Genomic DNA, 23,504 nt, shown 5'->3' on the forward strand with positions numbered 1-23,504 from the left:
GGCCGCGTTGACCTGCCCATGGGCGGCCGGCTCAGCTGCCGGTGGGCGACGGCTCTGGGCTCGTGGGCGACGGCTCAGGGCCCGTGGGCGACGGCCCGCCGGGCATGCCCTGCATACCGTGCATGCCCGGCATGCAGGGCATGCTTCCCCAGCCGTACCACTGGCCCAGCCACTGGCGCATCTGCATGGCCTCGCCGTGCTGGCCGTCGCGCACCGAGCGGGCGAACTCCACGACCTCGGAGTGCTCCGCCTGGCCCCGCATGAGCAGCTGCTGCGACATCATGATCGCCATCATGTGGTGCGGGATCATGTCCTGCAGGAACGCCTTGTCCAGTTCCTCACCGGACAGCCCTTCCAGGTCCCGCATCATCGTGGTGGTCGGGGTCGGCGTGGGACTGGACGGGTACCACCGGGCCAGCCAGCCCTTCATCCGCTCGACCTCGGCGCTCTGCGTCTCCACGATCGTCCGCCCGAGCCGCCGCATCTCCGGCCGGTCCGAACGCTCCAGCTGCCGGGCCGCGGTCACCGCCTCCTCGTGGTGCGGCACCATCTCGCTCAGGTACGCGTACTCGCCCGCGATCGGCCGCATCTGCCCCATGCCCGGACAGGTCGTCGTCCCCGACGGCGTGCCCGTGGGACTGGGCACGGGTGTCGGCGATCGGCCGCTCATGTCCGCGGCGGCGGCCCCCGCCGTCGCCACGGCGGCGAGCAGCGCCCCGGCGGCCACCCCGGTCTTCAGTGAGCGTCGGCTCATGTCTTCCCCCGCTCGTACGTCCTTGCCGGTCAGGGCCCCGGCGGCCCCGTCACCGTGCCCGGCGTCCCGTCACCGTGTCCGGCTGCCCCGTTCGAGGCGTTCCCGGGCCTCGTCGTAGGCCGCCGCGTCGATCTCCCCCTTGGCGAACCGCCGGGCCAGGATGTCCTCCGCGGTGTCCCGGCCGCGGTCCCCGCGCTCCAGCGTCCGCGCGACCCGGAGAGCCGCCCAGACGACCGCCCCGATGAGGACGATCCACACGATGGTCATCAGGATCATCCAGCCCATCCCCGGGCCGTACCCGTACATCATCACGACCACCTCCGCCCTCCACTCTCCGCCGTTCGGCTCGCGGACGACAGGGACCAAGGTCACCAGATGGCCGCGCTGTGGAGGGTCAGTGGGCGAAGACTCCGCGCACCTTGGACCCGCGTTCGACCTCGGGGCGCACGAGCATGGCGACCGAACCGGCTCCGATCCACAGCGCGAAGGCGATGCCCATGGCGTAGGCCAGGCCCATCATCGCCCCGGTCGGGGCCGTGAAGAAGCTGCCGACGCCCACGACCAGCCCGAGGACGGCGACGGCCATCCCGAGCCAGCCGAGCCACGGCCCGGCCAGTTCCCGGCGCACCATGGCGGCGCCGGTGCTCACCGCGAACAGCGCCACCAGCAGGCCGAGCGGCCCGAGGGAGAGCAGGTGGACGGCGTACAGGACGCGCACCGCCTCGACGTCCCCGACCCGTGCGGGCGGGGCGGTCAGCATGGCCAGGGCGGTCATCGGCACCATGGCCAGCGCGCACACCGTGGCCAGGCTCGCCCCGGAGACGAGCACCACCGGGGAGAACGCCTCCGCGCCACCCTCGGCCCGCTGCAGGACGTGCCGCAGATGCGCCACGAACCACAGGAACACCACCGCGGCCAGCGTGGTGAGCATGGACGCCGTGAGGATGGCGGTTCGGCGATCCTCGAGGTAGCGCAGGATCGAGCCGGGGCCGGTGGTCAGCTCCGGCGGGTTCAGGACCATCATGAAGGCGAGGAGCAGCAGCACCGCGGCGGCCAGCCCGCCGGCCGCGCCGAGCCGCTCCCAGGTTCGCTCTTTCATGGCCGCCTCCCGTGGTGGGGAGTCCCGGGACACACCGTCGCCCGGGTCGGATTTCTCGTCCCATATGTACCCATTTGGGGTTTCTCCACTTCTCCCTGGTGACACCCCCGGCGCGCGCTCAGCCACGGACCACGAGGACCGGCGCCCGCGCGTGGTGGAGCACCGCATGAGTGGTGCCGCCCAGGAGCACGGCCCGCGTCGCTCCGTGCGAGGCCGCCACGACGACGACATCGGCCTCCGCCGAGGCCCGGACCAGCGCCTTGGCCGGGTGTTCGTGGACCACCTGCTGGACGACCTCGACGTCCGGGAACCTGTCCCGCCATCCGGCGAGGACCTGCGCGAGCCGCAGCGCCTCGTCCTGCCCCACGACCTCCACGTCGTAGACCACGGGCTCGACGGTCCAGGGCGTGATCGTGCCCGGGTGCGTCCACGCGTGCACGGCGCGCAGCGTGGCACGCCGCAGGGCGGCCTCCTGGAAGGCGAGGTCGAGGAGTGTCTCCTGACCGCTCTGCCCGGTCACGCCCACGACGACGACTCCGTGGCCGACGGCCGGCGGTTGCCGGACGACGGCCACCGGGCACGACGCGCGGGTGGCGACGTGCAGGCTCACCGAGCCGAGCAGGAGCTCGGCGAACCTGCCATGCCCCCGGCTGCCCACCACGATCAGCTGCGCCCCCTCGCCCGCCTGGACGAGCACCTCCCCCGCCGGTCCCGAGACGACGCCGGTGGTGACCTGCGACTGCGGCCTGCCGGCTCGGACGTGGGCCTCGGCCTGCCCGAGCTGCTCCCGTGCGGCGGCCTCCGCGTCGGCGTCCCAGCCGGTGGCCTCCGGGGCGAGGAGGACGTCGGGTGACCACGGCGGCAGCGCGTGGACGATGTGGAGCGGGGCCGCACGGATCGCGGCCTCCTGCCCTGCCCACGTCAGGGCCTGCCGCGAGGACTGTGATCCGTCGAAGCCGACGACGATCGGTTGCGTCATGGTCGTTCTCCTCACAGGCTCCCGTCCCCCCGTGGCACCGGAGCTCTGTCATCGGTATCGCCGTTCCCGGCCGGATTAGGCCGGACCGGCTGACGTCCGCCACGGGTCACGTGCCCGCGCCCGGCTCCGCCGCCGTCCCTTCCGGCCGTCGCGACGCGCGAGGCGGCGCGACGGCGTGCCCCTGCCCGCCCGCCGGTCAGCCCTCCTGGTGCTCGGCGTGCGCGCCGGAGACGAGGGCCCGGTGGAGATGGTGGCAGTAGACCTCGAAGCCCAGCATGGCGGCGACATGGGCGCGGGCGCTCGCGACCGTGCCGTCGCGCTCCCGGGCCAGCCGTACCACCTCGCCCAGGCGATGCTGCAGGGCCTGCCGCAGCTCCGCGTCGAGGAACGCGTGCACCTCGTCGGCGGAGCCGGTCTCGACCGCCTTCTCGGCGAGCGGCAGCACCGGTCCCTCGTCCTCGCCCGCCGGCTTGAGTCCCGTGAAGGGAGCGTGCTCGCCGGCGCGGTGCACCCGGACGACGGTCTCGTAGAACCACTGGTCGGCCAGGTCGGCGGCCTCCGGCCCCAGCGCGCGCATCGGGAGCACGCGGGAGAACGCCCGCCGGACCTCGTCCTCGCCCCCGGCGTGGACGTACGGGAGCACCACGTCGACGTCGCGTGCGGCGAGTGCCTCCTTGGCCGCGGTCACGACGGGGCCGCTCAGGGAATCACAGTGCGGAGGCATCGGACCGCCCTCCTCGGGTGAGGCCCGGCAGGGGCATCGCGTCTCGTCGTGTCTGCCGGGCGGATCACGGGTCACTGTCTTCCATCGCATCGCCGGCTCGGCGAGGCCCGTAGGGTCGAAGGTCCCTCACGCACCGCCATCGGACCCTTCCCGGCCGATCACGTGAGCGGGCGCCACGCCCTACAGGGGCCCGGCGTTCCCGGGCCCCTACGTCATCGCCGGCGGCTTCCCGCCGTCCGGGCCGGCCGGACCTGTTGAGGGGCGGGCCGTCGCCGTCCGCCGGGCCTCAGTCGCCGCACAGCGCCCGGTCGACCATCTCCTTCGCCGCGGCGTCGCTCTTCTCGCTGGTCAGGCCGGTGGCGTACAGCACGGCCTGGCGCCGGGCGTCGCGGGTGAAGCCGACGTAGGTCGCGTAGCCGGGGGTGCTCCCGCCGTGGCCCCAGCTCCTGGCCCCGCAGGAGAGCCGCACCGACTCCAGGCCCAGGCCGTACCCGAGGCCGGGCACGCCCGTCTGCTGGGAGATGTCCACGATGGTGGTCATCTCCTTGAGCTGCTCGGGGGCGAGCAGCTTCCCGCTGAGCAGGGCGGTGAAGAAGCGGCTGACGTCGGCCGTGGTGGAGATCATCTCCCCTGCCGCGCCCGCGAACGAGGGGTTGAACTCGGTGACGTCGACCAGCGCGCCGACCGGCTCGATGGTGCGCGGGAAGTAGCCGCGGGCGTGCACGCCGGGGATCTTGACGGACGTGCCGGGCAGGAACGTGTCCCGCAGCCCGAGCGGCTCGATGATGCGCCGGGGGACCTCCTCGTGGAAGGTGTTCCCGGCGGCCCGCTCGATGATCATCCCGGCGAGGATGTAGTTGGTGTTGGAGTACATCCAGCTCGTTCCGGGCGGGAAGAAGGGCGGGTTCTTGACCGCGAGCCGGACCAGTTCCTCTGGCGTGTAGGTGCGCCGGCCGTCGCGCCGGATGTCGTCGCCGTCCTTCGGCATGCCCTTGGTCCGCAGGTAGTCGAACAGGCCGCTGGTGTGGTTGAGCAGGTGCCGGACGGTGATGCGCGACCCGTCGGTGACCAGGCCGGGCAGCCAGTGCTCGACTGTGTCGTCCAGGGACACCTTTTTCTCGCCGACCAGCTGCAGGACGACCGTGGCGGTGAACGCCTTGGTGGTGCTGCCGATCCGGAAGCGCCCGTCCGCCGGCATGGGCCGGCCGGTGCCGAGCCGCGCCGTGCCGCTCCGGCCGGTCCAGCGACCGCGCTCGTCCCGGACCTCGGCCTGGGCGCCGACCGCGCCCTCCTTGACGATCCTGTCCAGGGTCGTCTTCAGGGCGCCGCGGCCGGCCGCGCCGCTCGTGCCGCCGCCGCTGTCCGCGGCGGCGACCGCCGCCCACGCCGGGACGGCGGAGACGGTCAGCGCGGCCAGGAGGGCGGCGGCGCGCAGACGGCGGGGGCGCGTGGTCGTCATGGGTGTTCCTCTCGGTGGGGCAGGCCGGAACGGCCCGCGGGGATCTCGTCGGCGTGCCGGTCCGGGTCGGAGCGCGGCACGCCGGTCAAGCCTCCGCCGGGCAGGGTGATCCGCAGAAGCGCGGAACGGACCGACCTCGCCCCCTGCGTGTGACGCCGCCGGTGGGCTGCCGGCACCTACGAAAGGAGGGTCCGCCTCCGGCGAAGGTCGGTATTCGGCACACGACAGCAATAACGGGCGTTATGTCCATTACGGTATGGCGCGTGCGTGAAATCGGGTGGCGGACCCTGCTCACCGACGCGCTGCCGGCCCTGGGCGTGGCAGCGGTCGGAAGCTGGACGACCGCCGGTGACATGGGCGGCTTCGGCCTGGTGCCCCACGCCGCCGTGGAGGTGGCCTGCGGGGCGGCGCTGCTCCTGCGCCGGTACCGCCCGGCGCCGGTGACGCTCGGTGTCGCCGCCGCGAGCCTGGCCGGCGGCGTGCCGCTGGCGCTGCCGTTCGCCGTGTACGCCCTCGCCTCCCGCGTCCGCGACCCGCGCCTGCTGTGGGGCGTCGCCGCCCTGACGGTGCTGGCGACCGGGTGGGTCGCGGCGCGATCGGCCCCGTCGTGGGTCACGCCGCCCGAACCGGCCGCCGGGTGGACGGTGGCCGGCTCCGGCCCGGACGGCTCGGTGCTCCAGCACCTGGCCGCGGCGGTGTCGATGGTGGCCGCCCCGCTCCTGCTCGGCCTGTACGTGCGCGCCCGCCGCGACCTCGCCATGCGGGAGAGCGACACGCGGGTGGAGCGGGCCCGGACCGAGGAACGGGCCCGGCTGGCACGCGAGATGCACGACGTGGTGACGCACCGGGTCAGCCTCATGGTGCTCCAGGCGGGGACGCTGCGGCTGCGGGCCCAGGCGGCACGCATCCCGCCGGAGGAGGTCGAGTCGATCGCGGAGCAGATCCGGCAGACCGGCTCACAGGCCCTGGACGAGCTACGGGCCGTGGTGGGGGTGCTGCGCTCGGGGGACGTGCTGGAACGAGTGCCGCTGGCCCCGCCCCCGGCCCTGCCCGACCTGCGCACCCTGGTGGAGGAGAACCGCTCGGCCGGCGTCGAGGTGGACCTCGTGGAGACGGGCGAGCCGGTGGAGACGCCGCCGCCGGTCAGCAGGACCGCCTACCGGATCGTGCAGGAGGCGCTGACGAACGCCCGCAAGCACGCCCCCGGCGCCCCGGTCGCCGTGGAGGTGGAGTCCGGCCCCGAGCGGATCCGCCTGCGCGTCACCAACGGCCCGGCCGCCGACCGGCACGACCCCCTGCCCGGCGGAGGCGCCGGGCTGCTCGGCCTGCGCGAGCGGGTCGCCCTCGTCGGCGGGACCCTGCGGGCGCTGCCCACCCTGCCGGGCGGCTACGAGGTCACCGCGGAGCTGCCCGTCCACGGAGGCGCCTCGTGATCCGCGTCCTGCTCGTCGACGACGAACGCATGGTCTGCGCCCACCTGCGCGCCCTGCTCGCCACCGCGGGGGACGTCGAGGTGGTGGCCGAAGCCTACGACGGCGCGGAGGCGGTGGAGCAGGCGATGACGCACCGGCCGGACGTCGTCCTGCTCGACGTGCGCATGCCCGTCGTGGACGGGCTGGTCGCCGCCGAGCGGCTGACCCGGCTGCCGGACCCGCCGAAGGTCATCATGCTGACCACCTTCGACCTCGACGAGTACGTGTACCGGGCGCTGCGGGCGGGCGCCGTGGGCTTCCTGCTCAAGGACACCCGGCCGGAGGACATCATCACCGTGGTCCGGGTGGTGGCCGCGGGCAACGCCATGCTGGCCCCGTCGGTGACCCGGCGGCTGATCGCCGAGTTCGCCCAGGGCGACGGCGGCGCGCGCGAGCGGGCGCGCCGGGCCGTCGCGGGACTCACCGGGCGGGAGCGGGACGTGCTCGCCGGTCTCGGCGAGGGCCTGTCCAACGCCGAGATCGCGGGCCGGCTGTACCTGGAGGAGACCACGGTCAAGGGATACGTCTCCCAGGTCCTGACCAAGCTCGGCTGCGCCAACCGTACCCAGGCCGCCCTCGTCGCCCACGACGCCGGGCTCACCCGCCGCTGAGGCCCGGCCTTCGCGGGCGCGGGCCCCAGTGCGGCGTCACGGTGAGCGGCTCAGTTCCGACGGGTGGGCAGGTCCGGGCGTTCGTCGGTCCAGCCGGCCGCCTGGAACGAGGTGGTGACGCGGAGCTCCGCCCGCCGCCCGCTCGCGAGTTCGGTCATGTTCGTCCTCACCTCGGCGAGCAGGCCGGCGCCGGGATCGACCACCAGCTGAACCTTGGCGAACAGGCCCGGCTCGATCTCCTCCTGATAGGTGAGCACCTGCCCGCGCCGGCCCAGCGGATCTGTCATCTCCCCCTCGGCCCGTATGCCCGGCAGAGACGCGAGGATCCGGTACGCGGATGCCCGGGTTCCGGGCGAGGCGGGCAGGAAACTGATGAAGTCCACACAGTCTCGGAGCAGGATGTGCGCCTTCGCCTCCTCCACGTCCATCCCGGATCCGGTCAGGTCCAGCCGGCCGATGCGCTCTTCCAGGAAGCTCCGGAGCTTCTCGGGCTCGTCCGGGATGGCGTTCACCTCCTCCCAGGTCATCGATTCCCCGCCCAGGTCACCGGCTGTGCCCTTCCACGTGCTGCGAAGCCGTTCGGCGGTTCGCTCACCCGCCGCCGCCTCCAGCGGTCCGAACGGGACGGCGAACAGGTTCTCCGTCTTCATGTTCTTGGGGTACCGCCAGCTGGTGGGCGCCCCCGCGGCCCGCCAGGCCGCCTCGTCCTGCGCGGTCGCGGGCTTGACGCCGAGATCCTGACGGATGCGCCAGCTCCCCAGGCCCGGCCGCTTGGCCAGCCATTGCTCCACGGACCGCTTCTCCTCGAGCACATAGCTCCGGGTGGGGTCGGTCAGCATCGCCTGGGAGACCGTCCTGACACGCCAGTAGTCGCCATCAGCAGGGGCCTGCTCCACGGCGACGGCGGCCGCGAGCAGGATCTGCCGGGCGGTCGGTTCGGCCGCCACGGACAGCGACGTGGCAGGCCGCGGCCCGGTGGGGGGCGTACCGTCAGGCAGCATCCCGGGGGCGATGACCGCCACCGCGGCGGCGGTCGCGGCAAGGCCGAGCAGAGCGCGGCCGGGAGAGCGCAGGCGCCGCCGCCTGGCCGGGGTGCGCTCCATCGAGACGATCTCCGCCAGCAGCGCGTCCGCCCCCGCGGTGGACGCCCGGCCGGTCAGGTCCTCGTCCAGCGCTCTCGCCCGGTCCTTGAAGATCTGGTCGCTGTTCACCCTGACTCCTTCTCGACGAGCGGCCGTGATACGAATCCAGCGGCCGATGGGCGGGTCTTCTCCAGGGCCTTGGCGAAACGCTTGCGGGCCCGGTGCAGGCGGATACGGGCGGCGTTGCGGGAGCAGTCCAGCACGGTCGCGATCTCGCCGGGGTCGAGCCCCTCCCAGAGGGTCAGGGCCAGCAGCTCACGGTCGCTGTCGGCGAGCATGTCCATGGCCTCGTCCACGCCGTGCTGCTCACCGTGGTGGGAGGGAGCGGCGTAGAGCTGCTCGATCTCGGCGGTGAGTTCGGTGTGCCGGGTGAGCCTGCGCCGCTCGCTACGCCGGTGGTTGGCCAGGACCCGGCGGGCCACCCCGTACAGCCAGAGCCTGCCGGCCTCGCCGTCGGGGAGCTCGGTCATCCGCCGCCAGGCGACCACGTAGGTCTCGGCCACGACGTCGGCGGCGTCCTCAGGTGAGGAGCAGCGCCGCACGGCGTATCCGAGGATCTGCTCATAGGTTCGCCGGTACACCGCCTCGAACCGGGACCGGTCATCTTGTTCACTCACTCGTCATCCTCGTCAGGCCTTCCGAACACTGCGGGCTTTCATCTCCTACGTGTCCGCGGCCGACGGCAGAATTTCACGCCGGGCACGAGCGACCGAACCGACATCCGGAACGGTCGGCCCGCTCATGGCTGATCGCCGCACGGAAATAGGCTCGTGGGCATGAACAGTCCCATCCTCGTCCTGAACACGGGATCCTCCTCCATCAAGTACGAGCTCATCGACCCGCGCACCCGTACGCGATCGGCCAAGGGCCTCATCGAGCGCATCGGGCAGGAGCAGGGGCGGCTGACGCACCGCGGCGCGGATCGGCCGCCGTACGTCAGCGACCGCCGCTTCCCCGGCCACGCCGAGGGGCTGGACGCGATGATGGAGGCGTTCACCGCCGCGGGGCCGGAGCTGGCTCCGGTCGCGGTCGGGCACCGGGTGGTGCACGGCGGCACGAGGTTCGCCGAGGCCGTGCTCATCGACGACGAGGTCATCGCCGCCATCGAGGAACTGGCCCCGCTCGCGCCCCTGCACAATCCGGTCAACCTGACCGGCATCCGACTGGCGCGCAAGGTGTTTCCCGAGGTGCCGCAGGTGGCCGTGTTCGACACCGCGTTCCACCGGACGCTGCCGCCCGAGGCGTACACGTACGCGGTGCCGCGCGAGTGGCGTGAGCTGGGCGTGCGGCGCTTCGGCTTCCACGGCACCTCCTGCGCCTACGTCACCCGCCGCGCGGCCGCGCTGCTCGGGCGCGACCTCGCGGGGCTGAACCTGATCGTGCTGCACCTGGGCAACGGCGCCAGCGCCACCGCGGTCTCCGGCGGGCGGAGCGTGGACACCTCCATGGGCATGACACCGCTGGAGGGGCTGGTCATGGGCACCCGTTCCGGCGACGTGGACCCCGCTCTCGCCGGTTACCTCGCCCGGGCGAGCGATCTGGACGCCCAGCAGGTGGAGCACGCGCTCAGCCACCGGGCCGGTCTGCTCGCGCTGACCGGGTCCCGGGACATGCGTGAGGTGCGCGCCCGCGACGACGACGAGGCCAGGCTGGCCCTGCAGATCTACACCCGGCGCATCCGCAAGTACGTCGGCGCCTACTACGCGCTGCTCGGGCGGGTGGACGGGATCGTGTTCACCGGCGGGGTGGGCGAGCACGACGCCGGCACCCGCGCCGAATGCCTCGCCGGGCTCGACCGGCTCGGCATCGCCGTCGACGCCGCGCTGAACCGGACGGAGTCGGGCGAGGAGCGCGAAGTGTCACTTCCCGGAGCCGAGGTGCCCGTCCTGGTCATCCCCACCGACGAGGAGGGGGAGATCGCCGGCCAGACCCTCGCGCGCCTGGCGTCCTGACCCCCGTCGGCAGGCCGTCCTCGATCCGGCGGGTCCGCCCTCTCAGCGGCGGGTCGCCGCCTCCGGCAGCTCGTCCTCGTGAGGAGCCCGCTCGTCGCGCGCCTGCGCGGCCGTGACGGCGACGGTGGTGACGATGTCGGCGACGGTGGCGCCGCGCGACAGGTCGTTGACCGGCTTGCGCAACCCCTGCAGCACCGGTCCCACCGCGACCGCCCCCGCGCTGCGCTGGACGGCCTTGTACAGGTTGTTGCCGGTGTTGAGGTCGGGCACCACGAAGACGGTGGCGCGTCCGGCCACCTGACTCTCGGGCATCTTGGTCCGCGCCACGGCGGGATCCACCGCGGCGTCGTACTGGATCGGCCCCTCCACCTGGAGGTCGGGGCGGCGCTCGCGGACCAGCTCGGTGGCGGCGCGGACCTTGTCGACGTCGGCGCCGGCGCCCGAGGTGCCCGTCGAGTACGACAACATCGCGATTCTCGGCTCGACGCCGAACAGCGCCGCGGTACGAGCCGAGGAGATCGCGATGTCGGCGAGCTGCTCGGCGGTCGGATGGGGGTTCACCGCGCAGTCGCCGTACACCAGCACCCGGTCGGCCAGGCACATGAAGAACACGCTGGAGACCAGCCCCAGGCGCAGGATCTCGAACGCCGGCCTGATCGTGTGCGCGGTGGTGTGCGCCGAGCCCGAGACCATGCCGTCGGCCATGCCGGTGTGGACCATGAGGGTGCCGAAGTAGGAGACGTCGGTCACGGTGTCGCGGGCCAGCTCGACGGTCATCCCTCGGTGCGCCCGGACGGCGGCGTACTCGCGGGCGAACCGCTCGCGCAGCTCCGCGTCGAACGGGCTGATCACGGCGGCCCCGGTCAGGTCGAGGCCGAGCTGGGCGGCCTGGAACCTGATGCGTTCCTCGTCGCCGAGCAGGGTCAGCTCGGCCACTCCCCGGCGCAGCAGGATGTCGGCCGCGCGCAGGATGCGCGGCTCCTCGCCCTCCGGCAGCACGATGTGGCGGCGCCGGGCGCGCGCCCGGTCCAGCAGCTCGTACTCGAACATCAGCGGCGTCACGACGTCGGTCTTGGCGATCGCCAGCCGTTCCAGCAGCAGCCTGCCGTCCACGTGCTCGGAGAACAGCCGCAGCGCCGTGTCGATCTTCCCGCCGGCCTCGGGCGTGAACCGGCCCTCCACCGCCGACAGGCGGGCCGCGGTGTCGAAGGTGTCGTGCTCGGTGGTGATCACCGGCAGCGGGGTCGCCATGCCGCTCAACAGCCGGTCCACCGGGGCCGGCAGATCCGTGCCGCCGGTCATCACCACCGCCGACAGGGCGGGGAAGCCCGGCGCCGTGTGCGCCGCGATCAGCCCGGGCAGCAGCGCGGCGGCCCGATCGGAGGGGATGATCACCGCGGCGCCTTCGGTGAGGCGGTCCAGGATGCCGGGCAGTGACATGGCGCCCACCATCAACGCGCTCACCTCCCGGCCGAGCCCGTCGCGTTCGCCCAGGAAGAGCCGGCCGTCGCAGGCGTCCAGCAGGTCGGCGACCGTGGGCGCGCGCAGGGAGGAATTCTCCGGCAGCACGAACACCGGGGTCGGGTGCGAGGTCGCCGGCAACCCCTCCGCCGCACGGGTGACCACGACCGCGAGCTCACCGGCGTGATGGTGCGCCAGCTCCCTGGACGACAGCTCGACCGCGGCGGCGACCTGCGCGGGCGTCCTGCCCCTGGCGTTCACCACGTTGATCACCGGCGTGCCCAGGTCGGCGGCCAGCCTGGCGTTGAAGCCGAACTCCGTCGGCGCGCCCACGTCGGTGTAGTCGGTGCCGATCACCACCACCGCGTCACACTGCCTGGCCAGTGCACGATAGCGGGCCACGACGTCCCCCGCCGCGCGTTCCACGTCAGCGTGCACCTCGCCGTAGGTGACACCCGCGCACGCGTCGTAGGGCAGGGCGAGCTGGAACCTGCTGCGGATGGTGTTGATCAGGGCGTCCTCGCGCCCCTCCCGCACCACCGGACGGAACACCCCCACGCTCTCCACCTGCCGGGAGAGCAGCTCGACCAGGCCCAGGGCGACGGTTCCCTTGTTGCTTTCCGCCTCGCCCGCCGCTACGTACACCGCACGTGTCATGTTCCCATTGTCGTGGCCCCCCGCCCGCCCCCCTTCGCCGGGCTCAGGGAGCCGGTGGTCGCGCGGCCGGGACTCGGCACGGCCGATTCCGACCGATAGGGTAAGCCCGATATGTCGGCATATCCTCCACCCTGGCGACGGGCAGGGGTCGTCATCGCGGTGGCCCTGGCTGCGATCCTCGGCCTGGGCGCCGCCGTCCACCTGTCGACGCGCACCGAAGGCTCGCCCCTGCAGACGGCGACCGCGTTCCTGACGGCCTGGCAACGCGGCGACCTGTCCGCCATGAAGGCCCAGGTGCTCGAACCGCCGCGCGACTTCGACGAGGTCTACGCCGCCTTCACCGAGGGGTCCCGGGCCAGGAAGATCACCGTCGGCGACATCCGCGTCCGGCCCCAGAGCGACCGGGACTTCGGACAGGCCGCCACCTACAACGCCCTGTTCTCCGTCACCCTCGACGGTCCTGTCCCCTACTCCTACGACGGGCGCCTGCAGATCATCGATGTCGACCGCGCCTGGAGAGTCCACTGGACCCCGACGGTGATCCATCCCGACCTGCAGGGCAGCGGCTCCGGCGAGGTGCGGCGGATCCGCGTCGTCCCCCGGCCTGACGGCTCCTCCAGCCTGGTGCTGCTGGAGACGCGCGAGGAAGGAGAGCAGGCGGGATCCCTCTTCGCCGACGAAGGCCTCAAACTGGTCGCGGTCCTGGCCGGCTGACGCGCGGCGCCGAGCCGGCCGATGACGGCACACGACGCGGCGAAGTCACAGGCGCTTTCTCGATGCCGGCGGCTCCTGGCCCGCCTCCGCCACGCCGGTGCTGACCAGCCCGAGCTCGTAGGCGAGAACGGCCGCCTGGGTGCGGTCGCGGGCGCCGAGCTTGTCCAGGATGTTGCCGACGTGCGTCTTGACCGTCTCCCTGGTGACGTGCAGCGCCGAGGCGATCTCCGCGTTGTTCCGCCCGAGCGCGACGTGCCGCAGGACCTCCAGCTCGCGCGGGGTCGGCTCGACCGGCAGGCGCTGCCGAGCGGTGCCGACGTACGGCGAGGCGATGCGGCGCAGCGCGTCGGGGAACAGCACCGCGTCGCGCCGGTGCACCAGGCGGACCGCCTCCACCAGCTCACCGGCGGGCGAGCGTTTGAGCACGTAGCCGGCGGCGCCCGCGCGCAGGGCTCCCCAGACGAGCTGGTCGCTCTCGAACGTGGTGACCATGATGACGCGCGTCTTCGGGGAGCGCCGGGCGAGCTCACGGGTCGCGGCCAGACCGTCCATGCCGGGCATGCGGATGTCCATCAATACGACGTCCGCGCCGACGCCGGCCGCGACCGCCGCGCGGCCGTCGGCGGCCTCGGCCGTCACCTCGATGTCGGGGTGGAGGGAGAGCATGGTCGCCCAACCCGAGCGGATCAGCTTCTCGTCGTCGGCCAGGACGACCCGGATCACAGCGGCAGGCTCGCCCGGACGCGCCACGTTCCCCCCACCTCCTCCCAGGTGCACGTCCCGCCCGCGAGCCGGGCCCGCATGCGCATGCCGGTCAGGCCGCGCCCCGGCTCCCCGGGCGTGCTCAGGGTCGCGTTGTCCACGGTCAGGGTCAGGTCGGCGCCGACGGCGACGCGGAGCGTGACCGGGCCGTGCCCGTGACGCAGGGCGTTGGTGAGCGCCTCCCTGGCGATCGCGAACGCGGCCCGCGACGTCGCGGGCCGTACCTTGCCGAGGTGGTCGACGCTGACCCGGACGTCGAGGCCGCGGGTGAGGGTGCCGAGCGCGTCCAACGTGGGCGTCTCGCCCGCCACGCCGTCGTCCAGCACGCTGAGCAGCACGTCGAGCTGCTGTTGAGCGTCGCGGGCGGTGGTCGTCAGGTGCCCGAGCGACTGCGTGGCCAGCGCGGGGGCGGCGCGCTGCAGCGCCGCCTCGGCCGCCATGGCCTGCACCAGGACGACGCTGAGGGCGTGGCCGACGGAGTCGTGCAGCTCCAGGGCGAGTGACTGGCGGCGGCCGAGCTCGTCGATCAGGCGGGACGGCTCGGAGCGCAGCAACCGGCGCGCGACCCAGCGCTGGCCGAACCCCGTGGCGACCATCGCGGCCAGCACGACGGCGGCGAGCAGCAGCACCTCGGCGACCTCGCCGGGCGCCACGCGCCACGCCCTCGGGAGCAGTCCGGGGGACAGCGCCAGCACGGCCGCGCTGAGCGTCGCGCCGACGTACAGGTGCAGGCCGGTCAGAGCCACCAGGTAGAGGCGGTCGCCGCGCTCGGGCACGTCGACGTCGAGCAGGTACGACAGCGCGGTCACCTCCAGGCGCCGCGTCAGCGGCATCATCGCGAGCAGCACCGAGGCGGGCAGGCACGCCGCCCACAGCACCAGCAGGCGTTCCGGCGTCGGCTCCTGCAGGATCGGCAGGCCGAGCGCCACGGCGACCGGAGCCAGCAGCGCAGCGCCCAGGAGCTGGTAGACCGCGGCCCGCAGGGCCCGGACGAGAAGGCGCTTCACGGGAGACGACGTTAGCCGACGTCTCGCGGGGCGCACTCCCCCGCCGGAGGGAGGTGGCGCGGCCCGGTCGTTCCTAGCGTGACCCGTATGACCAGAACCATCCGGATGTTCGGCGCGCTCCTGTCGATCGCCGTGACCGCTGTGGGGATCTTGTGGTGGACGAATCCCGCAAGTTACCCGTTCGGGGCGGCCGACCGCGTCAAAGTGTCGCTGACACACCTGCTCGAGCACGACGTGACCGGCCCGATGACCGTGGCCGCCGGAATCGTGGGCCTCGCGGTGATCTTCGGGCCGGGGCCGCTCGTGCGTGCCGGCGCGGTCGCCGAGCTGCTGTTCTTCGGCGTGGTGCTCTCCGACGCCGGCATCATGTCCGTCTTCGCCTACGGCCTGGCGATCCTGGGGCCCGTGGCCCTGCTCGGCGTCGTGGTCATCGCGGCCGCGCGCGGGAAGGCGTTCGGCCTGGCGGGCATCGCCGCGCTGGCCGTCCTGGCGGTGGCGGACGTGGTCACCGGGGCCGGTGCGCTGAGCCTGGTGGGACGCTATCTGGGCAACATCGCGAGGGATTTCGCCGCGTTCGGCGGACGGCTCGGCTGGACCCTGGCCAACGCCGCCGCCTGCGCGGTGTGGGCGGTGATCGCGATGAAGGCGTTCAGGACCGGGGAGCCGCCGCGCTGGATCAGGCCCGAGTCCGCCGGCAGGTGGGGACGCGTCGCCACGATCGGGGCGGCGCTGTGCCCGCTTCCGTACGCGCTGTACCGGCTGACCTGGCTGACCCCGTGGCCCACCGACTCCGACGTCACCGGGCCGCTCAGGGCCGACACACGGCTGCAGGGTCTGCTTCTCGCGTTCGCCGCGTTGGCGGGCGCCGTGCTGACCCTCGGGCTGATCAGCAGGTGGGGCGAGGTGTTCCCGCGCTGGGTGCCGATCTTCCACGGGCGTCCCGTCCCGGTGCGGCTGCCGGTCGTCGCCGGAGGCGCGGTCGCGGGCATCTGCTGCCTGGCCTCGCCGGGGCTCGTGATCGACTCCGTCGTGCGCGGCCAGCCGGGCGCTCTGCTGCTCTGGCCGTACCCCCTGTGGGGCGCGCTGCTCGCCGCCGCCGTCCTGGCCTACTGGCTGCGTCACCGCTCCGCACCAGGAAGATCCCGTGCCGGGCTCTCCTGACCCACGGCACCGCGACATCGACGCCGGCTGCCACCGGCCACGATCACACCGAGATGAACGGCTCCGTCAGATGCGGCGTCGCCAGGTGCAGCGTGGTCCCGGTCTCGCGGTCGAACAGGCGCTTCCTCGAGCGCCTGGCCGCCTCGGGGTCGAGCTCGTGCGCGTAGGCGAGCTCCGGGTGGAGCAGCTGGAGCGCGTGCACCAGGAGGTCTCCGGTGATGAGCGCCTGCTCGCGCCCGTCCGCGACCAGCACGCTCTGGTGCCCGGGCGTGTGACCGGGCGTGGCGACCGTCCGCCCGGCGCGCAGCGGGGTGTCCCCGTCGAGCAGCCGGAGCCGTCCGGCCGCCCGGAGCGGATCGGTCAGGGTCTCGCGGAGCTGCGGGTTCAGCCTGTCGAGGGCGTCGAACTCGGCCCGCTGGAGCAGGTATTCGGCGTTCGGGAAGTAGGGGCGGCGGTCGCCGGGTGAGGCGTCGCCGTCCGCCGACGGGACGGCCGCCTCGGTCACGACCGCCCATCCGACGTGGTCGGTGTGCAGATGCGTGAGTACCACGGTGTCGACCTCGGCCGGGTCGATGCCCGCGGCGGCGAGCGACTCGGGGAGCACGCCGGGCACGGGCGCCCACGAGCGGGCCGGGCTGTCCGCGGGGCCGATGCCGGCGTCCACGACGGTGACGCCCTTGTCGCCGCGGATCGCGTACGCGCGGAACTGCAGCCGCCAGCGGCCCTCCGCGTCGACCGCGCCCGGGTCGTAGCGGTCGGCCTCGGCCCACTGGGCGGCCGTGGCCTCGGGAAACGCCTCGGCACGCGGGGAGAAGAACGGGCCCTCGCCGTCGGCGAGGGCGATGATCTCGGTCGAGCCGAGCCGGAGGCGGGGGACGCTGAGGGACATGACCGCGATCCTGCCATGCCGCGTCCACAGGTGGCGGCATGCCCCGCCACCGGCTCCTGAGACGATCGCGCACCGAAGGTGATGTCCACCGCTCGTCGCAATGCCAGGCAGGACGTCCGGCGCACCGAGAGACCCCGGGAGGTCACACGGGTGAGGACGGGGCGGGACACTTCCGGCACCGTAGGCGCGAGGGGGCGTACGGCGGCGGAAGTACGGCGGACCGTCTCCTGCCGTACGACGACGACGGCGGGCACGAGCGGCACGATCGAGACCGCGCATAGCCCACCACCCGTCGGAGGCCACGATTTGCCGCGGTCTCGTACAGCATTCGCCACAGCGTCTTCTCGCGCAGCGGGATGTCGCGGCGTTGCAAGCCGATGGATGGTGGTCTTGGCGACCGCGCGGGTCTCGTCGGCGCTCTCCTTGCGGCGTCCGGCCTCAGCCGGGACCGAGGGGGTGGCCCAGTGTTTCTTGGTCTGGCACCAGGTCAGCCAGGAGGTGACGGCGGCGCGGTCGCGGTTCCAGGTCGCCGGCGCGCAGCGGCCCCACAGCCCGGCGAGCGCCTGGCCGATCTCGGCGTCGGCGATCTCGGCGTCGGCGATCTCGGCGAGCGGCCGGTCGGGGCCAACCCGCTCGATGGTGCGGTCGATTCGCGGAGGCGTAGGCGCGGTGGGCGTCGGTCACCGACTCGTCCGAGGTCACGTCCAGCGGGGCCATGACCACGTTCGCGCCGCCGTCGCTCAGCTTGTCGGCAGCCGCCCGTCCTCGCCTTTCGTCGCGCGAGCCGAGAAAGATCGTCCAGCCCGCTGGTACCGGCGGCAGCTTTGTCCATCGGCCGGACGGTCACCAGATCAGGGTCGCTGCGATGGACACGACTCGCGGCCCCGCCGGGGATCCCGCTGAGGACAGGACGCGCGAGTGTTCGGAGATGTCACTGGCGGGGTCGCTGTCTCGTCTTGGGGGTGCAGGCAATCCTCGATCAAGGAGTAGACGATGAACCTCGCATTGTGGATCGCTGCCGGGTTCCTGGCCGTGCTAGCGCTGAGCAGCGGCATCCAAAAGACGTTCGTGCCCAAGGACAAGCTGGCTGCCTTCCATCAGAGGGCGCTTGCTTATGGATGGACCGCAGACGCCAGTGTCGGCTTCCTCAAGACCCTGGGTGTTCTTGAGCTCCTGGCCGCGGTGGGCTTGATCCTGCCCGCCGCGCTCGGCATCGCGCCGGTTCTGGTGCCGGTGACCGCGGTCTGCTGGATCCTGCTGATGGTCGGCGCCGTGATCACCCACGTTCGACGTCGCGAGTCCGTGTTCGTGCTGGTGTGCGTGATCTATCTCGCGGTTGCGGCGTTCATCGTGTGGGGCCGCTTCGTGCTCGAGCCCTTCATCGGCTGACGGGCGGCGACCCACAGTTCCCGATCTTCTGGCCCATGACCATGCGAGTGTTCGTGGCAGGTGGGAGCGGGGGTTCTGGGGCGGCGGCTGGTCTCGCAGCTCGTGGCGCGAGGCCACCAGGTGACGGCCACGACGACTGAGGCAAGGCTGGGGCTGCTGGCGGAGCTGGGCGCGACTCCCCCAGGACGTGTTCGCGAACAGGTGCGGGAGCCGGTGTGCCGCGTTGTCCGCCAGCGCGCCGCCGCGCCTGGTGTGACAGGCCGTCTGGCCAGTGGTTGTGATGGCCCGGTGGCGGGGTGCGGGCCACGGGTAGTGCCGCGGCGACGGCCTGGGGGGCCGCAGGGTTGCCAAGGCTGGGAGATGTCACTGCGGGGGTCGCTGTCTCGTCTAGGGGGTGCAGGACAATCCTCGATCAAGGAGTGGACGATGAACCTAGCGTTGTGGATCGCTGCCGGACTGCTGGCGGTGGTCGCCTTGAGCGGCGGCATCAGCAAGGCGTTCGTGCCCAAGGAGAAACTGGCTGCGGTCCATGGTGGAGGATGGACCGCAGACGCCAGCGTCGGCTTCCTCAAGACCCTGGGTGTTCTTGAGCTCCTGGCCGCGGTGGGCTTGATCCTGCCCGGCGCGCTCGGCATCGCGCCGGTTCTGGTGCCGGTGACCGCAGTGTGCTGGATCCTGCTGATGGCCGGCGCCATGATCACCCACGGTCGACGCGGCGAATCCGCGTTCGTGGTGCTGAACCTGGTCTACCTCGCGGTTGCGGCGTTCATCGCGTGGGGCCGCTACGTCCTTGAGCCCTTCACCGGTTGACGGGCGGCGACACCCAGTTCCGATCATCTGGCCCCCTCCGCGGAGGGATCGTGGCCGACCATGGAGAGTGATGACCATGCGAGTGTTCGTGGCGGGCGGGAGTGGGGTTCTGGGGCAGCGGCTGGTCTCGCAGCTCGTGGCGCGAGGCCACCAGGTGACGGCCACGACGACGACTGAGGCAAAGCTGGGGCTGCTGGCGGAGTTGGGCGCGCAGGGGTTGGTGATGGACGGCCTGGATGCGATGTCGGTCGGTGAGGTGGTGGCGACCGCTCAGCCGGACGCGATCGTGCACCAGATGAGCGCGATGTCGATGACGCGCGCGGGAAAGCCCGACATCAAGCACCTCCACCGGTGGCTCACCCGGACCAGCCGGCTGCGCACGGAGGGGACGGACCACCTGCTGGCCGCCGCCGAGGCCACCGGGGTCTCCCACCTCGTCGCGCAGAGCCACGCTTCATGGAACGGCATCCGGCAGGGCGGATGGGTGAAAACCGAGGAGGACCCGCTGGACCCGGAGAAGGATACGGTGGCACACGCCGGGGCGGCGGCGATCCGCCATGTCGAGGAGGTGATCGTCAAGGCCGGCGGTGCAGCCTTACGTTATGGCGGGCTGTACGGGCACGGGGCCATGGATGACCAGGTCGAACTCATCCGCCAGCGGCAGTTTCCGCTGGTGGGGGGCGGTACCGGTTACTCCTCCTGGGTGCACGTGGACGACGCGGCGAGTGCCACGGTCCTGGCGGTGGAGCAGAAGGCCAGAGGGGTGTTCGACATCGTGGACGACGAACCGGCCCCGGCCGTCGAATGGCTGCCGTATCTGGCGGAGTGCGTGGGAGCGAAGCGGCCGAAGCGGGTGCCCACATGGCTGGCCCAGCTGCTGGCCGGACAGGTGGCGATGACGATGATGACCGAGAGGCGCGGCTTCTCCAACGCCAAGGCCAAGCGGGAGCTCGGCTGGCAGCTGCGCTACCCGTCGTGGCGGCAGGGTTTCACGGAGGAGCTGGCATGAGCAGGACCAAGGAGTTTCAGGAGCTGCGGCCGCTGTTGTTCTCGATCGCCTACCGGATTCTGGGCAGCGTGAGCGAGGCCGAGGACGCGGTGCAGGAGACCTGGCTGCGCTTCGAAGCGGCCCCGACCGAGCTCAGGTCGGTCAAGGCGTTCCTGTCGGCCACGGTGACCCGGATCTCGATCGACGTGTTGCGCTCGGCCCGTGTCCGGCGGGAGACGTACGCCGGCCCGTGGTTGCCCGAGCCGCTGCTCGCCGATCCCTACCAGGACCCGGAGCGGTCGGCGGAGCTGGCGGACTCGTTGTCGATGGCGGCCCTGGTACTGCTGGAGCGGCTGTCCCCGCTTGAGCGGGCGGTGTTCGTGCTGCGGGAGGTGTTCGGCTTCGGCTTTCCCGAGGTCTCGTCGGCGGTGGGTCGTTCGGAGGCGGCGTGCCGCCAGCTGGCGGTGCGGGCGCGGCGCCATATGGCCGCGGGCCGGCCCCGCTTTCGGGCGGGCCGCAAGGAGCGGGAAGAACTGGCGTCGCGGTTCTTCGACGCCCTGCGTGAAGGCGACGTGGCCGGCTTGCAGAATCTGCTGGCCGCCGACGTGTCGATGGTGGGTGACGGCGGCGGCAAGGCCCCGCAACTGGCCAAGGCCGTTTTCGGCGCCCAGAACGTGGCCCGGCTGCTCGCCTCGGTCTTCCCTCAAATGGCCCTGATCGGCGTGACGGGCGAGCCGGTCGAGGTCAACGGCCAGCCGGGCGCGATCTTCCGCGACCGGGACGGCAAGGTGCTCCACACCCTGGCGCTCGACATCCTCGACGGGCAGATCCAGACGATCCGCACGGTGATCAACCCCGACAAGCTCGGGCACGTAGGCCCAGTGGCGGACGCCTGGGCCATCAACCGCGAAGTAAGGCAGGCACTCCGCCCCCCGCAATAGCCGCGCGGATGCGTGCCGAGGACCTCGCCCGGGTCCCCCTGTCCTTTCCGACCTACGCCGCGATCGTGGGTCGTGCCGCCTACGTCGCCGTCCGGCGGCTGGGCATGGAGAAGGGGGGACCGCCGTACGAGCCGCCCGGCTGAAACTCGTTGCAGAAGCGGTGTAAACGTGCACTGAGGCTACAAGCTCCCACATATCACCTCATTGAGGGACGAGTACACCGAAGACGCCATCGCGCTGTTCACCCGGGCGGGAGTGAGCACGGTCTTCGAGAACCTCGAGGGCTTCCCCGAGGACTGGAAGACCAATCCGGAGGCGTTCATCAGATTCGTTCGTGAGCACCACCGCACAGCGCGTCGACCAGGCCGGTTTCCACACTCCGCCGGACGAGCGGCGCCCGCTCGAACAGGTCCCTCGATGCCGTGGCCGGGGTAGCGGTCGAGTCGGCCCCTGACGTCCTGCCTCAGTCGTTGAGTAGTCGCCATGCGGTCAGGGCGAGCCTGGCCCGTGTCAGTCCGGTGGGCTCGGTGAGGTCGATGCCCATGGTCTTTCCGAGCTGTTCGAGTCGGCGAGCGACGCTGCTGTGGTGCAGGTGGAGAAGGTCGGCGGCTCGGCGTAGGGAGCCGGTGGCGCAGTAGGCGTCCAGCGTCTCCAGATCCTCCGGGTTGCCGGCCATGCGGGCGATCGCGGCCACGTCGGCGTTGTCTCGTGCGGCGTCCTCGGGCACCTGTGCGAGCAGCGCTATCGCCCCCAGGTCGTCGTAGGGGACGACCGGCTGGCGGGGGGTGGTGAAGCGCAGGGCGGTGCGAGCCTGTAGCCAGGATCGGTCAGGGCTTTCGGCGGCGCCGATGCCCGCGCGCACACCCGCTGGAAACCGGGCAGGGTCCACGGTGGTGGCGAGGATGACGCCCACATCGGCGAGCGGTGCCGCCTTCACCGGGCGCGCCGGGCAGATCAGGCCGGCGACCCGGTCGAGCGGAAGCTGCGACCGTACGGCGACGACGCGGACCGGCAAGTCGGCGGCGAAGCCCAGCAGCCGTAGCGCCCTGGCTCTGGCCGCCTCGTCGCTGCCGGAGCTGATCACCAGTTCGACGAGGGCGGGGTCGGCCATGGTGGTGCGGGCCGGGCCGTACCTCTCGACGATCGCCGCGACGGCGATGGCGAGCCGTTCCAGCAGCACCTCGTCGAGCGGACTCGGCGGGCCGGGACGTTCCAGCCACGCCGTGCCGATCTCCTCCTCATCGAGCGTGATCGGCGCCGTGGTAGACGCCGGTGGTGGCGGGTCGGAGGCCTGCCCGCCGTCAGGCGAGACGCGGATCACCCGCCCCGTACCGTGCAGCCGAATCCCGGCCACGCACTCGGCCAGGCCCGCCGAGGCCCGGGCGAGCGCCGGCAGTTCCACCCGTCGGCGCATCAGCGTGTCGTAGAACGCGATGACGCGGATCGCGCCTTCGACGTGCGAATCCAGGTGCGACAACCGTTCGGCCAGTGCCTCCATGGCAGGAGGATAGGGCCTCCTTGGCCAGAAAACGGCGCCGATCGGTGCGGGAATCGGGCGAGATGTGCGACGGATGGCGGGTGATCTCAGGGGTGACGGTCGAGAGGATGGTCGACATGGATCCCGAACTTGAAGTATTCATCCCATTTCTCCCCAAGGACGACTGGACCGACCCAGTCGCCGCGCGCAAGAGCTACGCGGAGCTGGCCGCCGCGAGGCAGGCGCCGGACACCGCGGGCATGGAGATCGAGGACCGTACGGTGCCCGCCGATCCGGACGTGCCGGTGCGCATCTATCGCCCGCACCAGGCGCAGGGCGCCGTCGTCTGGCTGCACGGCGGCGGATGGGTCATGGGCAATCTGGACACCGAGCATCCGTGGGCCGCGCGGCTCGCGGCCGGCTCCGGCGCGGTGGTGATCTCGGTGGACTACCGTCTGTCCCCCGAGCATCCGTTCCCGGCCGCCCTGGACGACGCCTACGCCGTACTGACCTGGACGGCCGAGCACGCGGCCGAGCTCGCCATCGACCCGGCCCGGATCGCGGTCGGAGGTCACAGCGCCGGCGCGGGACTCGCGGCCGCGGTGGCGTTGCGGGCGCGTGACCAGCAGGGGCCGCCGATCCGCTTCCAACTGCTCAACGAGGCCGGGCTGGACGACCGGCAGGAGACCTGGTCGGCGCGGAACTTCACCGATACGCCGTGGATGTATCGCGACAAGATCTCCGCGTCGTGGCGGCATTACCTGGGCTCCGCGCCCGCCTCGCCGTACGCCGCCCCCGCCCGGGCGGCCGATCTGTCCGGACTGCCACCGGCCTACATCGCCACCGCCGAGTTCGACCCGAACCGCGACGAAGACATCGCCTACGCGCTGCGCCTGCTGCAGGCGGGCGTGTCGGTCGAGCTGCACCAGTGGCCCGGCACCTTCCACGGGTCCCAGGCGATCCTGTCCGCCGAGGTGTCGCAGCGGCAGGGCGCCGAACTGGTCGCAGCCCTGCGCCGTGCCCTGGCCGAGTGAGGCTGCGATGCCCGAGACCGCA

24 protein-coding genes are annotated in these 23,504 nt (G+C 72.4%); 11 read left to right on the forward strand and 13 right to left on the reverse strand.

Translation table 11 applies throughout. The features are described 5' to 3' along the window. Positions 1–31: 31 nt before the first annotated feature. From CXR44_RS00465 to CXR44_RS00490, 6 genes are all read right to left on the reverse strand, one after another. Positions 32–754: a DUF305 domain-containing protein gene (locus tag CXR44_RS00465; RefSeq protein ID WP_101782835.1), complete on the reverse strand. Its 723-nt coding sequence runs from the start codon at positions 752–754 to the stop codon at positions 32–34. Positions 755–823: 69 nt separating this feature from the next. After that, positions 824–1,063: an SHOCT domain-containing protein gene (locus CXR44_RS00470; RefSeq protein WP_101783441.1), complete on the reverse strand. Its 240-nt coding sequence runs from the start codon at positions 1,061–1,063 to the stop codon at positions 824–826. Positions 1,064–1,148: 85 nt separating this feature from the next. After that, a complete protein-coding gene (locus CXR44_RS00475) occupies positions 1,149–1,853 on the reverse strand; it encodes a hypothetical protein (RefSeq protein ID WP_101782836.1) in 705 nt (234 codons plus the stop codon). Between the two features lie 118 nt (positions 1,854–1,971). Next, positions 1,972–2,832: a universal stress protein gene (locus tag CXR44_RS00480; RefSeq protein WP_101782837.1), complete on the reverse strand. Its 861-nt coding sequence runs from the start codon at positions 2,830–2,832 to the stop codon at positions 1,972–1,974. Positions 2,833–3,028: 196 nt separating this feature from the next. After that, positions 3,029–3,556, reverse strand: coding sequence for a DUF6448 family protein (locus CXR44_RS00485; protein WP_180903134.1), 528 nt, complete (start codon positions 3,554–3,556; stop codon positions 3,029–3,031). 286 nt (positions 3,557–3,842) lie between these two features. Continuing rightward, positions 3,843–5,015, reverse strand: a complete 1,173-nt coding sequence (locus CXR44_RS00490; protein WP_101782838.1) for a serine hydrolase domain-containing protein — start codon at positions 5,013–5,015, stop codon at positions 3,843–3,845. Between the two features lie 263 nt (positions 5,016–5,278). Here CXR44_RS00490 and CXR44_RS41505 point away from each other — a divergent pair, with 263 nt between their 5' ends. Then, the gene (locus CXR44_RS41505; RefSeq protein WP_180903135.1) at positions 5,279–6,448 is read left to right on the forward strand and encodes a sensor histidine kinase; all 1,170 of its coding nucleotides are present in this window, start codon (positions 5,279–5,281) and stop codon (positions 6,446–6,448) included. Then, complete coding sequence (locus CXR44_RS00500; protein ID WP_101782840.1) at positions 6,445–7,098, forward strand: response regulator transcription factor; 654 nt, start codon at positions 6,445–6,447, stop codon at positions 7,096–7,098. Before CXR44_RS41505 ends, CXR44_RS00500 begins: the two co-directional genes overlap by 4 nt. Positions 7,099–7,148: 50 nt before the next feature. Here CXR44_RS00500 and CXR44_RS00505 read toward each other — a convergent pair whose 3' ends face one another. Beyond that, positions 7,149–8,309, reverse strand: a complete 1,161-nt coding sequence (locus tag CXR44_RS00505) for a CU044_5270 family protein (RefSeq protein ID WP_101782841.1) — start codon at positions 8,307–8,309, stop codon at positions 7,149–7,151. After that, positions 8,306–8,857 (reverse strand): RNA polymerase sigma factor, encoded by a 552-nt coding sequence (locus CXR44_RS00510; protein ID WP_101782842.1) that lies wholly within the window; start codon positions 8,855–8,857, stop codon positions 8,306–8,308. The genes CXR44_RS00505 and CXR44_RS00510 overlap by 4 nt, the downstream gene beginning before the upstream one ends. A gap of 159 nt (positions 8,858–9,016) precedes the next feature. Here CXR44_RS00510 and CXR44_RS00515 point away from each other — a divergent pair, with 159 nt between their 5' ends. Beyond that, positions 9,017–10,192 carry an acetate/propionate family kinase gene (locus tag CXR44_RS00515; RefSeq protein WP_101783443.1) on the forward strand — a complete coding sequence of 392 codons (1,176 nt, stop codon included), beginning with the start codon at positions 9,017–9,019 and terminating at the stop codon, positions 10,190–10,192. A 42-nt stretch (positions 10,193–10,234) separates the two neighbouring features. On the opposite strand, the gene pta is transcribed toward CXR44_RS00515, so the two are convergent. After that, positions 10,235–12,310: a phosphate acetyltransferase gene (pta, locus tag CXR44_RS00520; RefSeq protein WP_101782843.1), complete on the reverse strand. Its 2,076-nt coding sequence runs from the start codon at positions 12,308–12,310 to the stop codon at positions 10,235–10,237. A 111-nt stretch (positions 12,311–12,421) separates the two neighbouring features. On the opposite strand from pta, the gene CXR44_RS00525 reads away from it, so the two are divergent. Further along, positions 12,422–13,024 carry an NTF2-like N-terminal transpeptidase domain-containing protein gene (locus CXR44_RS00525; protein ID WP_101782844.1) on the forward strand — a complete coding sequence of 201 codons (603 nt, stop codon included), beginning with the start codon at positions 12,422–12,424 and terminating at the stop codon, positions 13,022–13,024. A 45-nt stretch (positions 13,025–13,069) separates the two neighbouring features. On the opposite strand, the gene CXR44_RS00530 is transcribed toward CXR44_RS00525, so the two are convergent. Both CXR44_RS00530 and CXR44_RS00535 read right to left on the reverse strand, forming a co-directional pair. Next, complete coding sequence (locus CXR44_RS00530) at positions 13,070–13,747, reverse strand: response regulator transcription factor (RefSeq protein ID WP_101783444.1); 678 nt, start codon at positions 13,745–13,747, stop codon at positions 13,070–13,072. Then, positions 13,744–14,793, reverse strand: a complete 1,050-nt coding sequence (locus CXR44_RS00535; RefSeq protein WP_101782845.1) for a sensor histidine kinase — start codon at positions 14,791–14,793, stop codon at positions 13,744–13,746. The genes CXR44_RS00530 and CXR44_RS00535 overlap by 4 nt, the downstream gene beginning before the upstream one ends. 87 nt (positions 14,794–14,880) lie before the next feature. Here CXR44_RS00535 and CXR44_RS00540 point away from each other — a divergent pair, with 87 nt between their 5' ends. Continuing rightward, a complete protein-coding gene (locus tag CXR44_RS00540; RefSeq protein WP_101782846.1) occupies positions 14,881–15,954 on the forward strand; it encodes a hypothetical protein in 1,074 nt (357 codons plus the stop codon). A 43-nt stretch (positions 15,955–15,997) separates the two neighbouring features. Here CXR44_RS00540 and CXR44_RS00545 read toward each other — a convergent pair whose 3' ends face one another. Further along, positions 15,998–16,843, reverse strand: coding sequence for an MBL fold metallo-hydrolase (locus tag CXR44_RS00545; RefSeq protein WP_101782847.1), 846 nt, complete (start codon positions 16,841–16,843; stop codon positions 15,998–16,000). Positions 16,844–17,836: 993 nt separating this feature from the next. Between CXR44_RS00545 and CXR44_RS00560 the strand changes: the two genes are divergently transcribed. From CXR44_RS00560 to CXR44_RS41510, 5 genes are all read left to right on the forward strand, one after another. Then, complete coding sequence (locus tag CXR44_RS00560) at positions 17,837–18,232, forward strand: DoxX family protein (RefSeq protein ID WP_101782848.1); 396 nt, start codon at positions 17,837–17,839, stop codon at positions 18,230–18,232. 426 nt (positions 18,233–18,658) lie between these two features. Continuing rightward, a complete protein-coding gene (locus tag CXR44_RS00565) occupies positions 18,659–19,042 on the forward strand; it encodes a DoxX family protein (RefSeq protein ID WP_101782849.1) in 384 nt (127 codons plus the stop codon). Positions 19,043–19,118: 76 nt separating this feature from the next. Beyond that, on the forward strand, positions 19,119–20,051 hold the full coding sequence (locus CXR44_RS00570) for an NAD-dependent epimerase/dehydratase family protein (RefSeq protein WP_101783445.1): 933 nt from the start codon (positions 19,119–19,121) through the stop codon (positions 20,049–20,051). After that, positions 20,048–20,971 (forward strand): RNA polymerase sigma-70 factor, encoded by a 924-nt coding sequence (locus tag CXR44_RS00575; protein WP_101782850.1) that lies wholly within the window; start codon positions 20,048–20,050, stop codon positions 20,969–20,971. The genes CXR44_RS00570 and CXR44_RS00575 overlap by 4 nt, the downstream gene beginning before the upstream one ends. Before the next feature lie 8 nt (positions 20,972–20,979). Continuing rightward, complete coding sequence (locus CXR44_RS41510) at positions 20,980–21,114, forward strand: hypothetical protein (protein ID WP_281260229.1); 135 nt, start codon at positions 20,980–20,982, stop codon at positions 21,112–21,114. Positions 21,115–21,434: 320 nt separating this feature from the next. Here CXR44_RS41510 and CXR44_RS00585 read toward each other — a convergent pair whose 3' ends face one another. Further along, positions 21,435–22,469, reverse strand: coding sequence for a helix-turn-helix domain-containing protein (locus tag CXR44_RS00585; protein WP_101782852.1), 1,035 nt, complete (start codon positions 22,467–22,469; stop codon positions 21,435–21,437). A 116-nt stretch (positions 22,470–22,585) separates the two neighbouring features. Here CXR44_RS00585 and CXR44_RS00590 point away from each other — a divergent pair, with 116 nt between their 5' ends. Beyond that, positions 22,586–23,482 carry an alpha/beta hydrolase gene (locus tag CXR44_RS00590; RefSeq protein ID WP_101783446.1) on the forward strand — a complete coding sequence of 299 codons (897 nt, stop codon included), beginning with the start codon at positions 22,586–22,588 and terminating at the stop codon, positions 23,480–23,482. Positions 23,483–23,504 lie beyond the last annotated feature (22 nt).

The organism is Nonomuraea indica (assembly GCF_002850745.1).
Classification (GTDB): domain Bacteria; phylum Actinomycetota; class Actinomycetes; order Streptosporangiales; family Streptosporangiaceae; genus Nonomuraea; species Nonomuraea indica.

Bases quoted from the DNA above. Each gene is read 5' to 3' on its own strand.
- CXR44_RS00575 (WP_101782850.1), top strand. From the start codon at position 20,048: ATGAGCAGGACCAAGGAGTTTCAGGAGCTGCGGCCGCTGTTGTTCTCG.
- CXR44_RS00565 (WP_101782849.1), top strand. From the start codon at position 18,659: ATGAACCTAGCGTTGTGGATCGCTGCCGGACTGCTGGCGGTGGTCGCC.
- CXR44_RS41510 (WP_281260229.1), top strand. From the start codon at position 20,980: ATGCGTGCCGAGGACCTCGCCCGGGTCCCCCTGTCCTTTCCGACCTAC.
- CXR44_RS00515 (WP_101783443.1), top strand. From the start codon at position 9,017: ATGAACAGTCCCATCCTCGTCCTGAACACGGGATCCTCCTCCATCAAG.
- CXR44_RS00485 (WP_180903134.1), bottom strand. From the start codon at position 3,556: ATGCCTCCGCACTGTGATTCCCTGAGCGGCCCCGTCGTGACCGCGGCC.
- CXR44_RS00480 (WP_101782837.1), bottom strand. From the start codon at position 2,832: ATGACGCAACCGATCGTCGTCGGCTTCGACGGATCACAGTCCTCGCGG.
- CXR44_RS00470 (WP_101783441.1), bottom strand. From the start codon at position 1,063: ATGATGTACGGGTACGGCCCGGGGATGGGCTGGATGATCCTGATGACC.
- pta (WP_101782843.1), bottom strand. From the start codon at position 12,310: ATGACACGTGCGGTGTACGTAGCGGCGGGCGAGGCGGAAAGCAACAAG.
- CXR44_RS00560 (WP_101782848.1), top strand. From the start codon at position 17,837: ATGAACCTCGCATTGTGGATCGCTGCCGGGTTCCTGGCCGTGCTAGCG.
- CXR44_RS00540 (WP_101782846.1), top strand. From the start codon at position 14,881: ATGACCAGAACCATCCGGATGTTCGGCGCGCTCCTGTCGATCGCCGTG.
- CXR44_RS00590 (WP_101783446.1), top strand. From the start codon at position 22,586: ATGGATCCCGAACTTGAAGTATTCATCCCATTTCTCCCCAAGGACGAC.
- CXR44_RS00570 (WP_101783445.1), top strand. From the start codon at position 19,119: ATGCGAGTGTTCGTGGCGGGCGGGAGTGGGGTTCTGGGGCAGCGGCTG.
- CXR44_RS00545 (WP_101782847.1), bottom strand. From the start codon at position 16,843: ATGTCCCTCAGCGTCCCCCGCCTCCGGCTCGGCTCGACCGAGATCATC.
- CXR44_RS00465 (WP_101782835.1), bottom strand. From the start codon at position 754: ATGAGCCGACGCTCACTGAAGACCGGGGTGGCCGCCGGGGCGCTGCTC.
- CXR44_RS00585 (WP_101782852.1), bottom strand. From the start codon at position 22,469: ATGGAGGCACTGGCCGAACGGTTGTCGCACCTGGATTCGCACGTCGAA.
- CXR44_RS00475 (WP_101782836.1), bottom strand. From the start codon at position 1,853: ATGAAAGAGCGAACCTGGGAGCGGCTCGGCGCGGCCGGCGGGCTGGCC.
- CXR44_RS00490 (WP_101782838.1), bottom strand. From the start codon at position 5,015: ATGACGACCACGCGCCCCCGCCGTCTGCGCGCCGCCGCCCTCCTGGCC.
- CXR44_RS00525 (WP_101782844.1), top strand. From the start codon at position 12,422: ATGTCGGCATATCCTCCACCCTGGCGACGGGCAGGGGTCGTCATCGCG.